The organism is Paenibacillus sp. OK003, from assembly GCF_900109515.1.
In the GTDB taxonomy this organism is placed as follows: Bacteria; Bacillota; Bacilli; order Paenibacillales; family Paenibacillaceae; genus Paenibacillus; species Paenibacillus marchantiae.
The window spans coordinates 84,660-99,008 of the sequence record NZ_FOBD01000008.1; the positions used below are offsets into that span (position 1 = coordinate 84,660).

The window sequence follows — 14,349 nt, forward strand, 5'->3', positions numbered from 1 at the left end:
ACTCCTTAAACATGTAAGTTCTATTATTTCAAAAATTAAATGCTTTTGTGCTATTCCTATTATACATCCCTAATCAATGAAAGCAAGGTTCAAACACCGCCTGCGGAAAGGCTTCTCCTTCAATATTATGTCTCATTCCTTGGCAAAACATGCTTGAAGTTCAGCGTTGAAATGCAACTTTGAACGTTGTACCCTGGCCTTCCTCCGATTCGATGGTGATGGTTCCGTTATGTCGTTCGACAATGCTCAGACACATGGATAATCCCAATCCGGTTCCTTTGGCCTTAGTCGTAAAAAAAGGTTCGAACAGCTTCTCCTGCTTCACTCTAGGAATGCCTGGGCCTGTATCTCGCACACACAGCTCTACAGTGTCATCCACCAACCGGGTCTCAAGTGTAAGTACCCCTTTTTCATTCATGGCTTCCATCCCGTTACGAGCCAGATTAAGCACCACTTGTTTGATTTCCTTTGAATTCAGATGCAGCTTCGGCACATTGTGATCCAGCATAAATTCAATACTCTGACCTCGCAAATTCGCATCCGCCCATAACAAAGGACTTAGTTCATGGATGATATCATGCAGCTGGGATTCTTCTTTCTCAGCAATTCGATTCTGAGCCAATGACAGAAAATCATTAATAATGCTATTCGCCCGGTCAAGCTCCTCCAGAACGATCCGGTAATAGTGATCCAGGGACTCCGGACTCTTTTCCTGCATTAATTGAAGAAACCCACGCACAACCGCCATCGGATTCCGTACTTCATGGGTAATACTTGCAGCCATCTGGCCGACAAGACTGAGGCGATCCACATTATCCAGCTCGCTTCGCAGCATTTCTAGTTCAGTGATATCCTGAATGATCAACATGGCTCCGATAGCCTCTCTTGGCAGTTCTGCTGAGTACGCGTAGATGGGAACGGTCCGGGATTGGAATACGTTTGAACCGTAACGCACCGTCAGTCCACTCACTTCTCCATGAACAATGGCTTTACGTATACTGCTCTCCATCTTGTCTGCCTGGGCTTGTTCAACAAACTGACTTGCAGGTTGCCCAATCAAATCCGGTGTGGTTGTACAAGGCAGTTGATCCCGCGCCGTTTGCTCCATCGTATCATTGACGAACTGCACAGTCCCTTCCTTATCTACGGTTGCGATGGATAAAGGAACGGCATTCAGAATTTGGTTAAGCTTTTCCGTTTCGGCTATGTATCTATGATGAACTTCGGACAAATGTTGCTCAAGCCCCCGGTGATGCTGCATCTGTTCAATCCAGAGCATACTAAGACTTCCGGCAAGGACTGCACCGATCGTATATCCAAAAGCTATCAATCCCCACTGTACTATTGAGAAGGTTGGTTGGCTTTCCATGGATGGAATATACAGTATACTGGCAACAACCAGCTCTGCCGTTATTAAGGCGATAACTGTTCCTATTTTGCGTGAACGTGTATAATGCTTGAATCGTTTGGCTGACAACCATACAATAGGATAGAGAAGGATGCCTGTTTGAAGTAGAAATCCGTACAGATTATAGGGATGCGCAAACAGAAAATAGAAGACTATCTGGAGAAGAGACAGCGTTAGACCAATGCGAGGCCTGCAATACAATATGACTAGCGTCAGGGGCACAATGCCCAAGGAGATGGGAACTGACACCGGACTCCCATAGTGGGCAAAAAGCAGACATAGCAACATGCTCACCACACTGGTTGCGGCAAAACTGGTCTGTACCATCCTATGATATCCTGCCTTGGCGACCGCTTGCTTGGACAGCCCCAAGTGCAATAATGGAATCAGGAATACCGCAGCTCCTGCAAGCAGTATTTGTAAAAGAATGTCCTTCAACGCAACCACAATGCCATCTCCCTCCTCTGCCTGCACATTCCCTCATGTATTTCTGATTAAAACATAGGCGACAGTATATTACAATATATCCCTTAAGACTGCATAAAAGAACTGCTAATACATTTGTATTGTTTCATAATCAGGCAAGAGTAGACAGCTTTTTCGGAAAACAGACAAAATCAATGAAAAAAGAGGGTAAAAACGCATGTATGATGTCATTGTAATTGGTGGTGGATCTGCGGGCCTCATGGCCTGTGTTGCTGCTGCCGAGCATGGAGCCTCGGTGCTTCTGCTGGATAAAGGAGATCAACTCGGCCGCAAACTCGGGATCTCTGGCGGCGGTCGCTGCAATGTGACCAATGCCAAAGAAACGGATGAACTGATCCGGCATATTCCGGGCAATGGACGCTTTTTATATAGTTCATTTCAGAATCTGGACAATCAGGGAATTATGCGTTTTTTTGAAAATCTCGGTATTGCCCTGAAAGAGGAGGATAACGGGAGAATGTTCCCGGTAACCGATAAAGCCAAAACGGTCGTTGATGCGTTGGTAGGCAAAATCGTTTCCCTTGGGGTAGAGATTCGCACCAAACAGCCGGTTAAGGAATTAATTCAGAACGGTCAACACGTGCAGGGCGTGAAGCTGGCTTCTGGCACAACGGTACTTGCACGCTCTGTTATTATCGCTACCGGAGGCAAATCAGTCCCCCAAACCGGATCAACCGGGGATGGCTATCCTTGGGCTGAAGCGGCTGGACATACGATTACAGAGCTGTATCCGACGGAAGTGCCGATTGTGTCTGGTGAGAGCTGGATTCAATCCAAAGAACTACAGGGCTTGTCCCTGCGCGATGTTGGATTATCTGTTCTAGATGCCAAAGGAAAATCGGTCATCTCTCATCGCGGAGATATGATCTTCACCCATTTCGGCGTATCAGGACCGATCGCGCTTCGTTGCAGCCAGTTCATTCGCAAGGTGCAAATGAAATCGGGGAACCCCCAGGTCACGATGAGTATTGATCTGTTCCCGGATTTGTCCCCCGGTGCTCTGGAAGCTCAGGTTCAGCAGGTGCTGGAGCAGGAATCCCGCAAGGCCGTCAAAAATATTCTCAAAACATGGGTTCCTGAGCGCATGATTCCATTGATGATGAAGCGTGCAGAGATCAGCGAAGACCTCACGTTCCACCATTTCCCCAAAGGCATGTTAAATACATTAGTGGGGTTAATGAAGGATTTTACCTTCCGCGTTGACGGAACTCGTTCTCTCAAAGAAGCCTTTGTTACTGGCGGGGGAATCCACTTAAAGGAGATTTACCCAAAAACTATGGAATCCAAGCTGCTGCCGGGACTATTCTTTTGCGGAGAAGTTTTGGATATTCATGGCTATACGGGTGGCTATAATATTACAGCTGCCTTCTCTACGGGGTACACGGCTGGTATGCATGCTGCAGAGTATAAAAACGCTCGCTAATGACCTGAACATATGATGTTCATGGACAGATTCACGTTCCACATCACGCAAGGTTATTAAGACCATGAAAAAACCTCGACATCCCGCTCTCTGTGGGGTATCGAGGTTTTTTGTGATGTATGCCATTTCAGAATCACTGCTACCTACATGGCAAGCAGCATCGTTGACCATGTTATATTTACGCCTTCACACTGCCCGAGAAACCATCGACCGAGTCATCGAATGTCGGATCTTCATCCCGGTTAGACATCTCCTGTTCGGGATTGCTCCCTTGGCCACCGCTCGCATAACCTGCATTCCAATCCTCATTCACAAGATGAGCCGGAATGGATATATTCTGAAACTGATCCAATCCATCCGTTTCGGAAAGAAACACCGCACTTCCACCGTGTGACTGTACGATCTCCACAGCAGACTGCGTATCCTGGCGATCTGTAGGAACGTATAACTCAAGCGGGCCTGACTGGTATGGCTTATACCCCAGTTCCTCCAGTGTGGCCTGCGCCGCCAGCAGCGCTGCATTGTCTGCGAAATGCACTTGAAGTTCACTATCATCCATCATGATTTTTTTCCTCCTTGCGAGAGCTGATCCCTTACTTTCAAAATGGTAAGATCCGTCTCCTATAGCATGGTCAGTTAATTCATCTGATATGCTACTGTGCAAGGAAGAATATCAACTAACCGGATCGAATGTAACGAATCCAGCCTGTTATAGACAGGACGAACAGCCCGAATGCCACGACAGCGGCAGCCGTCACGATCCCTTCCAGCCAGCCTAGCCAGGCTGCTCCCAGTGAAAATCCTATTAAAATCCCCAGCGGAACGAATAACATTCGTACCATGGTCAGACCTGCGCGATTTAACGCCTCCGAATCGTAGGATACGAGCTGAACATACTCCGAGGTTGCAAATACCTCCCAGGAGCGATAAAAGAGTACGCTCAACATGATAACTAATAAGCCACATACGATTACATTGACCGGAAAAGGTGGCAAAGCAACGGCAGCGATCGAAAGGCCGCCAAGCTGCAAGTACAATTTCATCGTCGAGGAGTTACGGAAAAATGCTTTGAATGCCGTCTCAGCTGTCCGATTAGAGATCGTTCGATGACGCAGCATTTTGCGCTGCTTGCGGAATATGATCGTGCGGGTGAGTGGCGCTTTCGGCTTGGTCACAGATCGACTCAGTAAAAGGGCGGTAAACTTTAGCCGTTCTCGTAAATCTTCACGCACATCACCCTCAAAGGTTCCCTTCATCTCTAGCCTCATTCGGCCAACCATAATTAGAAGAAGGATTGCAGCCACGATGCCTGCAAGCAGTGTCCAGATGTGTCCATGCAGCCACGATGTTACCCCAATCGTGATTATGCCCATCGCAACTGCCAAGGGAATCAAGCGAATCCAGCGTCTCCATCCGGTATAACGCACTTTCGTCATATGAAGTACAATGACCTGGAATGAAGCTACTGCGCCAAACCAAATCGCTATTAGCGCGATATGGATAAATGACATGTTATACACACGGGACCATAGTGGTGAGGTCAACGCCGTAATTGCAATCATTTTGCCCAGATGCTGCAAGCAAGCCCGGTAGATCCCCTGTCTCATCAAATTACGCATCCATAGCGACCGCGACTTCAGGAATAACACATCCGCTTCCTCTACAAATATAAGAATTCCACCTGTAAGCATAATGATGTCGATCAGCCCTGTCAGTGTAGGCAGCGTTAATCCGGTCGCCCAGGAGGGCAGTGGTTTGGACCATAAACTCACGTACCATCCGCTGAAATACAGCAGACCCGGAATAAGCAGGTATACCCATACCGTCCAGTCTACTACCAGTTTCAGGTTTTTTAACTGTTCATTGAAGTGCTCCTTGCGTCTGCGTCTAAATAAACCAAGTGGCGTGTATGCTCGAAAGGTCTCCATCTTTCTCCCCCTTCCCGGTTAGGATGTCAGTGTGTCAAAACAATCAAACAACGAGGCATCCGGCAAATCTGCGGCTGCACGAATTTCGTCCAATGTTCCTTCGGCAGCAGAGCGCCCGGAATGAATAAGAATAAAACGATCACAGATTCGCTCAGCGGTATCCAGTACATGCGTTGACATAAGAACACCCGCACCACGGCGGCGCTCATCGTCCAGCAATTTTAGAAAATCCTTGGTTGCGCGTGGGTCCAGTCCGATGAAAGGCTCGTCCACAATATATACATCCGGCGAGGACAGGAAGCCGATCATCAGCATCATTTTCTGCCGCATCCCCTTGGAGAAACTGGCCGGAAGATCATTGCGGACGTGGTCCATGCCGAAACGAACCAACATCTCCTCCGCCCTAGCAACAAAGACCTCTTCCTCCATCTCATAGGCCGCCGCTGCCAAATCGAGATGTTCCCACAGGGTCATGTATTCATAAAATACAGGTTGTTCCGGGATATAGGCATAGCGCCCATCTCCCCCAATGGTTACTTCATACTTTGCATGCTCAAGCAGGCCAAGCAATGTTTTGATGGTCGTGCTTTTGCCAGCCCCATTCGGTCCGATAATACCCACCAGTTCCCCCGGCGCCACGTGTAATCGGATGTTCCTAATCGTGGATTGACCCGCCTCATATCCTGCTTCCGTAATATGTACGTCCAATATGGACTCCTGTGCGGATGTATCTTCGTTTGCGATTTCCATATCATTCACTCCCTGTCCTGTCAGGTGCTTGTTCGTTTCTTTATTGATATTGTAATCGAGTTCGTGAGGAATTGTTTGATCATTTTGAGCTTTTGTATAATGATTTTACATTTGCAATTCATGTTATAATGTTATAACGTACTAACATTTATACTTACTTACGTATTCATTTTTTAAGTTGGATCATACTATAGGAGGAACATACTATGAATGGTGGGGCCCAAATGAAAGAGGACAATTTTAAGAAGAAAATTTTATCTCGTAAGATCGGTAAAATGGGTAATAGCTTAGGCGTTAGCTTGCCAAAGGTTTTGATCGATAAGCTCGATGTATCACAAGGTGATGAGATTGAATTTATTGAGAACGGTCAAGGTGAGATTATACTCAAAAAAGTTAGACAGTTGAAAATACCTGAAAATGTAAGACCTGAAGTACTTGAAGCTTTTTTTGATGTTTTTGAAGAGGATGAGGGCATCCTCCAAGATTTAAGAGATCGTTAATCATGATCATATTCCTTTCAATAGAAGAAGTTGTAGCCGCTCATTATTTTATGATGAAGAGAATGGATGACACAGCACAAGCTGGAGTGAAGAACTATTCTTTGTTGGACTCTGCTGTAAATAGACCCCAACAAACTTTGTTTGGAGAAGATGCCTATCCTACTATATTTGATAAGGCTAGTGCTTTATTAGAGTCCTTAGTTAAAATTTACTGCTTTCATGATGGGAATAAACGGACAGCTTATCTCGTGACCAAATCGTTTTTGATGTTGAATGGTTACCATCTCCAAATGGAACGTCAATTTGCAGTAGAGTTCATGGTCAATATTGCAGAGGGCACGCACTCATTTGAAAGCATCGCAACTATATTAAAGGACCATTCAGTCGTGCGGTAACATAATCTTATAATAAACAAAAAAAGCAGGGGTTCCGGAACCCCTGCTCCTTTATATTACAGTGAAAATCTCATATTTGTATACTTGTTTCAATCACCTGTAACCATGGAGTTTGCTGTAAGACTCCCGTCCATAACGTTCTTTTTTTGCCTGCGAATCACTACATAAATCACGCCAAGCAGCGTCAGCAAAATGCCTGAACTGATAAAAGCCGGAATAACTCCGAATGAGGTCACCAGAAACCCACCTACCACCGGACCCATGATGTTACTGGCCGTCATGATGCTGCCAACCGTTCCAAACACACGCCCCGTCATGGATTCAGGCGTTTGCTCCTGAAGTAGAATTTGGAACGGAACAATGGCAAACCCAACCCCCACACCTGCCAGGGCAAATAACGATATCAGCAGCAAATTGGCGCCAAGCCCTGCATGCGGCCATACTCCTACGATCATTCCTACTCCACCAATGACAAGACCCATCAATGATGTTCCAAGACCCATCTTGATTACATGCCCCGCCTTTTTCCACTTCTGAACACTCATTGCTGCAATCAACGTTCCAACACCGCTAGCCGCAACGCACCATCCGAGCAGATCACTTGAAATACCAGGAAGCTGTCTGAACAGGACTACCGTCTGGGAATCGGCAAATTGCAGAAACAGAAGGGCTGAGGCAAGCAGGACTAGAGAAGTACCTACATGAGGAAGAGATGCGAGCATGCGGATGCCTTCCATTGTATCTTTCAAAAACGTAGCTTTTTTACCCGCTTGAGCAACGCCTGCTGTCTCTTCCCTTACTTGTTCTACGTTCTGATTCACAGATTGAATCACCCGCGCTCCAGGAATCCATAGCAAAATAATGCCTGAGATCAGAAAAGACGCGGAATCCAACACGAAGCACCAGGTGATCCCAAAAGCGGCAACCAACAACCCGCCAAGAGCCGGACCGATGATTTTGGACATCTGTTCAATCACCGAGCTGATGGACACCGCCTGCCTTAATTGCTCCTGCGGCACAATTTCCTTAAGCTTGCCGTTCTTGGCTGGTGAGAATACCACATCGAACAAAGACTTGAGAACAAGCAATACATACACATGCCAGATTTGATCCGCAAAAACAAGCCCTCCAACGATCACAATTCGCGCACCGTCTGCGCCAATCATCAGCCACTTGCGATTGACCCGGTCCGCCAGCGCCCCCGCAAACGGACCTGTAAGCAAGACAGGCAACGCTGCACAGAGCGTGGTAAACGTAATCTCCCACGGTGTAGCATTCCAGCGAATGCCCACCAGCGTAAGGATCGCCAGCAGGTGCAGCCAGTCTCCCAAATTGGAGATGGCCTGCGCAGCCATCAAAGTGATAAAAGATCGATTGTGCTTCAGGGGTCTTCGTTCCTTCATCGCTAATCCACTTGTCATCATTTTTCTCCTCCGCCCTCAACCCATTCATGATATGAATTTATTATAGAGAGCAGGCTGTGCCTTCACCTCCTGCCAGAGACGGAGAAGCCGCGGCGCCTTCAGGATGATTTTTCCAGTACTGAATGCTGACAATACGAAAAATGATTAAATTTTAATTGCTAAAAATGCAAATCTTGTGACATATCGCATGTTTTTCGTGCAAACAGATGCTTACAATAGAAATATGGCGAACCTTTGAATCGTCAAATGTAAATTCATCAACTCCAATAAATCTGAAAAGGCGGGATCAGTATGCTGGAATTACAGGAAATCGGAACCGAACGTTCTCTTCATCTGTACCGCACCTTGGCCCAGACATTTAAGAGCGTGAATGAACACGCTGTATCCGGAAGTAAAATGCATGGCTTCAACCCAACCGCTTACGGGGTGCTCGAAGTGTTATACATGAAAGGAGCACAGCCCATTCAACAAGTCGGTGCACAGCTTCTGCTGCAGAGCGGAAATGTCACTTATGTCATTGACAAGCTGGAGCAAAAGGGACTTTTGCATCGAAAACACTGTCCGCAGGACAGACGCATCATTTTCGTGGAATTGACCGAGGAAGGCCAGCGTACGATGGATGACATCTATCCAGGCTACGCACACAAAATAGATCGTGCTGTCAGCGGTCTGAGCGAGGATGATAAGACATTGCTCTCTGATCTGTTGGAAAGGCTTGCACTCGGTGCGGATCGTTTGTCCGCAAACGGCTAAGGCCAGCCCCATATCACCTAATCCGAACTAAAAATAACCGGTTCGCCTGAATAGGCGGTACCGGTTATTCATATTGTTAATCAAAGGTACAGAATCCACATCAACACCGTGAGGGCAGCGACAACCAATCCACCTGCAATGAGCAAATCCACAATGTAACTGGACAGACCTGAGCGGCTGTGACCCTCAATCTCCCTCTGAGTCTCTTCGTACTTGCTCTTGGCTTCATCTTCCTTGGACGAATTGAGATTATTGGGAAACATCATCCTCACCCCTACTCCAAATGAGATATCTATATTATCCTGTGCTGGTCTGCTGCTTCTGCTTACGTGATCTATTCAAGATCCATCCCAGACCTGATTGCCACAGTAAAAAAACAAACGTTGTTATGATTACGTATTGATAAGGGCCAGCAGTCTGAAAGGCATGCATTCTGTACACAAAGATGGAGAACAACAACGCAATTCCTGCACCAAGAAGAAAATAAGCTACGATCGTACATATTACCTTGGATACAGGCCTGTTCATTTTCAGAGAGGCAAGCACACCGTCCACAAATAGCGATAAAGGCAGGATCAGAAACAGAAGAACAGCCAAATTGATAAGAGTGCTTATGATCAATGTATACCAGAAGGGATAGTAATATGTATCTTCTGCTCGTTCTGCCAAAGGAACATATTGCATGAGTCCGACAACGATGGAAAGTGAAGTGCAAGTCATAAGGACTGCCAGCAGCTTGATTGGAAAGGGCACATACCAGTACGATTGCAGGGATTGCTTACTCATCTTAACTCGCCTCCCATTCCACTATTGTAAATTATAGATAATCCGTTCTAGAAAATAATAACAAAAAAGCAGCTGAGAAACAGCTGCCTTAATCCAATGATTGTTCTTTTCACTTCGTTTAATTCGTTTAATTCCCTGAAGCTTGTGCTTGCGGCGGAGCATCTGCATCTTCGGGAACGATTAGCCGTTTGCGCAAGGCCAGTGTCGTCACCCATGAGATAATGGCAATGACAAACATGATGACAAACAAGGAATGCAGACTTCCTTCCAACACGTTACGCAGTAGCGCCCATTTGTCATCTGACAGAGCGGCATCCGTATGCGGAGCAAGCAGTTGATTCAGGTCCCCATCCGAGATGCCCGCCTCTGCCAGATGCTGTTCGCTCGACAACGTTGAAATTCGGTAATTTAACCATGTGCCGAAGGCTGCTGCACCAATGGTTTGTCCAAGCGTACGCATAAAGGTATGTAGCGCCGTGGAAGATCCACGCTCTTTATACCCAACCGACGACTGTGAAATGATCGTGAATATTGTAAAAGCGAATCCGAAGCCGAGTCCGTAAATAAAGGTCAAAATAAACAGTACGGCTTGGGGTGATGTTCCACCGACCAGAAAGAGTCCTCCCGATCCAATGGCAATCCCGGTTAATCCAATCACCGCTGTTAAGCGTGATCCAATTTTCATTAGTAGACGGCCAGCAAGTACACTACCGATCAGCCAGCCAACAGACATCGGTGCAAGCAGCAATCCCGATTCAGTCGCGTTACCGCCCCGAACCCCCTGCACCCATAGTGGCAAATAACTGGTTAAGCCAATCATCAGGGTACTGGTCAGTAGTCCGGCGATGTTCGCCACCCGGATGTCCCGAATACGGAATAGATGGAGAGGGACCATCGGGGCCTGGGCTCTTTTTTCCACCACAAAAAATAAAATCATAAACAAAACAGCTACGATACTCAGTCCCACAATAATAGGAGAACTCCAGGCATAATACTGTCCACCCGCGGACAATACAAAGAGCAATGCTGTGATACCGACGGTAAAGGTCAACGCACCCATATAGTCAATTTTCGCGGTACGCGGAGACATTTCTTCCTTCAAATAACGGAATACAAACCACATCGCCAGCAGTCCGAACGGCAAATTGAACCCAAAGATCCACTGCCAGCCCAGATTGTCTACGAAATACCCGCCAAGCAGCGGTCCGGCCAGAGATGAAATGCCCCACACAGAGCTGATCCAGCCCTGTATTTCGCCTCGTTCTTCAATGCGGTAGATGTCACCAATAATTGTAAACGTAACAGGCACAACCGCACCTGCACCAATCCCTTGAATCGCTCGAAAAATAATCAGTTGCTCCATGTTCTGCGAAAGGCAGCAAAGAAGCGAACCCAGTAAGAATAAGGCACAGCCAATCAGAAATACTGGCTTTCGTCCGTATAGATCACTGATTTTGCCAAAAATCGGCGTGCTCACAGCCATCGTTAACAGATAAGCAGTAAAAATCCAGCTCAACAGCTGTACACTTCCCAGCTCACTGACAATGGTCGGCCCTGCGGGACCAATGACGGTACCTTCGATTGCAGACAAAAAAGTCGCCAGCAGCAATCCCGTCAGGATGAAACTGCGGTTCAAACCTCCGGTTGTATTCACACAAACCCTTCTCTCTTCAATTCTCTATATAATTGGAACATTGATTTACACAGCCCACTACGAACCAGAACAACCTTTCGATCGCTGTTATCCCCAGATTTTTATTTATCTCTCTTACGCAAAAACTCATCGTACAACAGGGAATACATCACCATATCCTTATATCCTGTAGACGTATGCTGCACCTGACGCAGCAGGCCTTCCCGCGTGAAGCCGCGGTTCGTCAGAAACTCTCCCGAAGCGAGATTACGCGGATCAACCAGCGCTTCAATCCGATTGAGCCCCATGGTTTCATAACCGAAGGGCAGCAATGCCGAGAAAGCCTCCGTCATATAACCGTGTCGCCAGTAGTCGCGTCCCAGTTCATAACCGATCTCCCCACGGAATGCGCCTTCAAGTTGCCAAGTGTTATATCCGCAACTTCCGATGAGCTGGCCCGTTTCCTTGAGCTCAATCCCCCAGCGAATCGCCTCCTCTTCTCCTGCCATATGGTTCAACAGCCCAATCATATCCGCAGCCTCACTTGTCCCGATCATGGGCGCCAAATTCATATAACGGGTCACTTCCCGGTCTGACCAGCAAGCGAACATCTGAGCCGCATCCCGGCGGCGCATTTTGCGCAGACGCAACCGCCCTGTCTCTAGTTCGGGAATTCTCCCTTTGCATTTATACATGTAAAGACTCTCCGATCCGATCTATTCCAAAGACCTCATATTCAATAGCCATCTAACCATAACCTGCACCGAATGGCAACTGTTCAGTCATCATGATCACGTCAAAAAACCGGGCCACTTCCGCTCCCGGTCTTGTTGTACATATGGATCAACTCAAGTTTGCATCCTATTTCGGGATACATACCTTATCCAAATTTAAGTTCAGGCTGTAGACGTCTTCTTGCCCGTCCCCAGCAATTCCTCACTAACCCGGCCGAACACGGCTATGATTTCCTTAAATTCCTCAATGCCAGTCCCGGTAAGGCTCCACCCATCTCCATGGGCGGTCAGGAAGTTTTCCTGTGTCAGATGCTCAAGCTCCTGCTTGATCTCCCGTTCTCCAACGCGATACCCCCGTTCTTCCAATAGAGGCAATGCGTCGCTAACAGTTAAATCCTGATTTTGAGCTAAATATAGAAGATGAATTCGTACAAAAAGATTCTGTACCTCTGCATGCATAAGCCAAGCTCCTTCCCGGGTTGTAGCCCGCCGTGGTTGCTAAGTATTTACCCCACCCAGGAAGATGAGAAACAGGAGGAATATTCATGCCTGACCTGCCCTTTCCGAAATCCTCCGCTTGACTAACCGCAGGCTCTGCACTATCTTGAAAATAAGTACCATTTTTGCTCGGGAGGGTGATTCATCATGTTTCAAGCTGTTTCTTATGAAGGAACACGAAGCGAGCAGCAAACCGCCGTCCTGGGACAGTTAAGTGCTCTGATCCGCGATGAACCTAGCGATATTGCCAATCTGGCAAACGCTGCGGCGTTGCTCAATGTATTTATGACCGACACCAATTGGGTCGGATTCTATCTGTATGATGGAAAAGAACTTGTACTCGGTCCATTCCAGGGATTGCCTGCCTGCATCCGTATTCCACTTGGACGCGGTGTATGCGGCACTTCTGCTGCGGAACGACGTACGATGGTCGTTGAAGATGTTCATGCCTTTCCGGGCCATATCGCCTGTGATGCCGCATCGAACAGCGAAATCGTTGTACCCATTATCAAAAACGGCGAATTGTACGGGGTGCTCGACATTGACAGCCCGCTCAAAAACCGTTTTGACGATGAAGACCGTGTCTTCCTGGAAAAGGCGGTAAGCCTGATTACAGAGCAGCTGGAATTATCCTAACTGCCTGAAGTACCGTCTTAAGCCGATGGAGAGTTCATCGGCCTTACGATGAACTGCAATAACAAAGAGCGCACTCCTCCTAGAGGATCTGCGCTCTTTGTTATGATTATTTTTCATCACACCCATGCTCTGCTCGCCCAAGATACTTTATGCATCTAGGATAAATCCTGTTCCGCTTTAATCATCATCCCATCTCGCAAAAACTCGGCCAGCTTGGGGTGGTAGCCATCATACATCTGACGAAAATTTTTGTGCTCGACGTACAGATTGGCCAAATCCCGGTAAATCTCTGCTGTTGGGGTGTAATAATCCTTGATCCAATCCAGGTGTCTGTCAATAATCTGCTGTACTTCCGAGCTGCCGGGTTCTAACCCATCCTCAATAGCGCCCTGCAAGTCCAAGTGAATGCGGTCAATCTTCGCCTGTGAATCGAGAAAATCTTCCTTCGTCTTCATCTCCTGGCCATCAGGCATTGTGTTTTGCTCTGGTGAATTGGCGTCGTGTTTCTGGCTGCCCTCTGTCTGCATTCGTTCAGCATAGTCATTCTTTGTCGCATGCTCAGAGGTCGGTTCATTCAGAAGCGGGTGACGCCCCTTATTGGAAAACCCAGCGTACAGTTCGTACTCATCCAGTTCCTGCTCTCCACGCAAGTAGGAGATGGTTTTGTCCAGTGTCTGAATCATTCCGTGCAGATGAAGTGCCTTCTCCAGCATCTCGATCCGATGCTGCTGCATAATACGGATCATATCCCGGGGAGTATCCCTGAGCATGGGGCCAATCTCTTCCTCCTCCATGCCTACTTCTTTACAGAACAGAATCTGCTGTAGTCTCAGCAGCTCGGGCTTCTCATAGTAGATATCCTCATCTTGACCTACGAAGGCTGGATTCAGCAGACCTGTCTCCGCGTACTGTCCCAATTCACTCAGACTTACACCGGACATCCCGGATACATCAACCATGGAATAAGCCATTTGAATACACCTCCTGTCTGTCCT

The 14,349-nt window shown here is 47.3% G+C and carries 16 protein-coding genes; 5 read left to right on the forward strand and 11 right to left on the reverse strand.

Annotated elements, in window-relative coordinates:
• Window positions 1–160: 160 nt before the first annotated feature.
• A complete protein-coding gene (locus BMW94_RS13945) occupies window positions 161–1,882 on the reverse strand; it encodes a two-component system sensor histidine kinase NtrB (RefSeq protein WP_090999214.1) in 1,722 nt (573 codons plus the stop codon).
• Between the two features lie 169 nt (window positions 1,883–2,051).
• On the opposite strand from BMW94_RS13945, the gene BMW94_RS13950 reads away from it, so the two are divergent.
• Entirely contained in the window at window positions 2,052–3,317 is a 1,266-nt protein-coding gene (locus tag BMW94_RS13950) for a BaiN/RdsA family NAD(P)/FAD-dependent oxidoreductase (RefSeq protein WP_090999217.1), read from the forward strand.
• Between the two features lie 178 nt (window positions 3,318–3,495).
• Here the strand turns inward: BMW94_RS13950 and BMW94_RS13955 are convergent, their stop codons facing one another.
• The 3 genes from BMW94_RS13955 to BMW94_RS13965 all read right to left on the reverse strand — a co-directional run bounded on the left by BMW94_RS13955 (window position 3,496) and on the right by BMW94_RS13965 (window position 5,995).
• Window positions 3,496–3,879 carry a hypothetical protein gene (locus tag BMW94_RS13955; RefSeq protein WP_090999219.1) on the reverse strand — a complete coding sequence of 128 codons (384 nt, stop codon included), beginning with the start codon at window positions 3,877–3,879 and terminating at the stop codon, window positions 3,496–3,498.
• Between the two features lie 115 nt (window positions 3,880–3,994).
• The gene (locus BMW94_RS13960) at window positions 3,995–5,245 is read right to left on the reverse strand and encodes an ABC transporter permease (protein ID WP_090999221.1); all 1,251 of its coding nucleotides are present in this window, start codon (window positions 5,243–5,245) and stop codon (window positions 3,995–3,997) included.
• Window positions 5,246–5,263: 18 nt separating this feature from the next.
• The gene (locus BMW94_RS13965) at window positions 5,264–5,995 is read right to left on the reverse strand and encodes an ABC transporter ATP-binding protein (RefSeq protein WP_090999223.1); all 732 of its coding nucleotides are present in this window, start codon (window positions 5,993–5,995) and stop codon (window positions 5,264–5,266) included.
• 206 nt (window positions 5,996–6,201) lie between these two features.
• Between BMW94_RS13965 and BMW94_RS13970 the strand changes: the two genes are divergently transcribed.
• Together BMW94_RS13970 and BMW94_RS13975 are read left to right on the forward strand one after the other, a co-directional pair.
• Window positions 6,202–6,495, forward strand: a complete 294-nt coding sequence (locus BMW94_RS13970; protein WP_090999225.1) for an AbrB/MazE/SpoVT family DNA-binding domain-containing protein — start codon at window positions 6,202–6,204, stop codon at window positions 6,493–6,495.
• Window positions 6,496–6,497: 2 nt separating this feature from the next.
• Entirely contained in the window at window positions 6,498–6,890 is a 393-nt protein-coding gene (locus BMW94_RS13975; protein ID WP_090999227.1) for a type II toxin-antitoxin system death-on-curing family toxin, read from the forward strand.
• A gap of 89 nt (window positions 6,891–6,979) precedes the next feature.
• Here the strand turns inward: BMW94_RS13975 and BMW94_RS13980 are convergent, their stop codons facing one another.
• Window positions 6,980–8,314, reverse strand: a complete 1,335-nt coding sequence (locus tag BMW94_RS13980; RefSeq protein ID WP_254790236.1) for an MFS transporter — start codon at window positions 8,312–8,314, stop codon at window positions 6,980–6,982.
• Window positions 8,315–8,605: 291 nt separating this feature from the next.
• Between BMW94_RS13980 and BMW94_RS13985 the strand changes: the two genes are divergently transcribed.
• On the forward strand, window positions 8,606–9,067 hold the full coding sequence (locus tag BMW94_RS13985; RefSeq protein ID WP_090999231.1) for a MarR family winged helix-turn-helix transcriptional regulator: 462 nt from the start codon (window positions 8,606–8,608) through the stop codon (window positions 9,065–9,067).
• Window positions 9,068–9,147: 80 nt separating this feature from the next.
• Here BMW94_RS13985 and BMW94_RS13990 read toward each other — a convergent pair whose 3' ends face one another.
• The 5 genes from BMW94_RS13990 to BMW94_RS14010 form a co-directional block, all read right to left on the reverse strand.
• A complete protein-coding gene (locus tag BMW94_RS13990) occupies window positions 9,148–9,333 on the reverse strand; it encodes a hypothetical protein (protein WP_175480690.1) in 186 nt (61 codons plus the stop codon).
• Window positions 9,334–9,364: 31 nt separating this feature from the next.
• Window positions 9,365–9,853 (reverse strand): hypothetical protein, encoded by a 489-nt coding sequence (locus tag BMW94_RS13995; protein ID WP_090999235.1) that lies wholly within the window; start codon window positions 9,851–9,853, stop codon window positions 9,365–9,367.
• Between the two features lie 127 nt (window positions 9,854–9,980).
• On the reverse strand, window positions 9,981–11,489 hold the full coding sequence (locus tag BMW94_RS14000) for an MDR family MFS transporter (RefSeq protein WP_254790244.1): 1,509 nt from the start codon (window positions 11,487–11,489) through the stop codon (window positions 9,981–9,983).
• 119 nt (window positions 11,490–11,608) lie between these two features.
• Complete coding sequence (locus BMW94_RS14005; protein ID WP_090999239.1) at window positions 11,609–12,181, reverse strand: GNAT family N-acetyltransferase; 573 nt, start codon at window positions 12,179–12,181, stop codon at window positions 11,609–11,611.
• Window positions 12,182–12,382: 201 nt separating this feature from the next.
• On the reverse strand, window positions 12,383–12,679 hold the full coding sequence (locus BMW94_RS14010) for a hypothetical protein (protein WP_090999241.1): 297 nt from the start codon (window positions 12,677–12,679) through the stop codon (window positions 12,383–12,385).
• A gap of 186 nt (window positions 12,680–12,865) precedes the next feature.
• Between BMW94_RS14010 and BMW94_RS14015 the strand changes: the two genes are divergently transcribed.
• Entirely contained in the window at window positions 12,866–13,354 is a 489-nt protein-coding gene (locus BMW94_RS14015) for a GAF domain-containing protein (protein WP_090999242.1), read from the forward strand.
• Window positions 13,355–13,509: 155 nt separating this feature from the next.
• Here the strand turns inward: BMW94_RS14015 and BMW94_RS14020 are convergent, their stop codons facing one another.
• Window positions 13,510–14,325 carry a MerR family transcriptional regulator gene (locus tag BMW94_RS14020; protein ID WP_175480691.1) on the reverse strand — a complete coding sequence of 272 codons (816 nt, stop codon included), beginning with the start codon at window positions 14,323–14,325 and terminating at the stop codon, window positions 13,510–13,512.
• Between the last annotated feature and the right edge of the window lie 24 nt (window positions 14,326–14,349).

Excerpts from the sequence above, each read along its gene's own strand:
- BMW94_RS13950 (WP_090999217.1), top strand. The coding sequence starts at position 2,052 with ATGTATGATGTCATTGTAATTGGTGGTGGATCTGCGGGCCTCATGGCC.
- BMW94_RS13955 (WP_090999219.1), bottom strand. The coding sequence starts at position 3,879 with ATGATGGATGATAGTGAACTTCAAGTGCATTTCGCAGACAATGCAGCG.
- BMW94_RS13960 (WP_090999221.1), bottom strand. The coding sequence starts at position 5,245 with ATGGAGACCTTTCGAGCATACACGCCACTTGGTTTATTTAGACGCAGA.
- BMW94_RS13965 (WP_090999223.1), bottom strand. The coding sequence starts at position 5,995 with ATGGAAATCGCAAACGAAGATACATCCGCACAGGAGTCCATATTGGAC.
- BMW94_RS13970 (WP_090999225.1), top strand. The coding sequence starts at position 6,202 with ATGAATGGTGGGGCCCAAATGAAAGAGGACAATTTTAAGAAGAAAATT.
- BMW94_RS13975 (WP_090999227.1), top strand. The coding sequence starts at position 6,498 with ATGATCATATTCCTTTCAATAGAAGAAGTTGTAGCCGCTCATTATTTT.
- BMW94_RS13980 (WP_254790236.1), bottom strand. The coding sequence starts at position 8,314 with ATGATGACAAGTGGATTAGCGATGAAGGAACGAAGACCCCTGAAGCAC.
- BMW94_RS13985 (WP_090999231.1), top strand. The coding sequence starts at position 8,606 with ATGCTGGAATTACAGGAAATCGGAACCGAACGTTCTCTTCATCTGTAC.
- BMW94_RS13990 (WP_175480690.1), bottom strand. The coding sequence starts at position 9,333 with ATGATGTTTCCCAATAATCTCAATTCGTCCAAGGAAGATGAAGCCAAG.
- BMW94_RS13995 (WP_090999235.1), bottom strand. The coding sequence starts at position 9,853 with ATGAGTAAGCAATCCCTGCAATCGTACTGGTATGTGCCCTTTCCAATC.
- BMW94_RS14005 (WP_090999239.1), bottom strand. The coding sequence starts at position 12,181 with ATGTATAAATGCAAAGGGAGAATTCCCGAACTAGAGACAGGGCGGTTG.
- BMW94_RS14010 (WP_090999241.1), bottom strand. The coding sequence starts at position 12,679 with ATGCATGCAGAGGTACAGAATCTTTTTGTACGAATTCATCTTCTATAT.
- BMW94_RS14015 (WP_090999242.1), top strand. The coding sequence starts at position 12,866 with ATGTTTCAAGCTGTTTCTTATGAAGGAACACGAAGCGAGCAGCAAACC.
- BMW94_RS14020 (WP_175480691.1), bottom strand. The coding sequence starts at position 14,325 with ATGGCTTATTCCATGGTTGATGTATCCGGGATGTCCGGTGTAAGTCTG.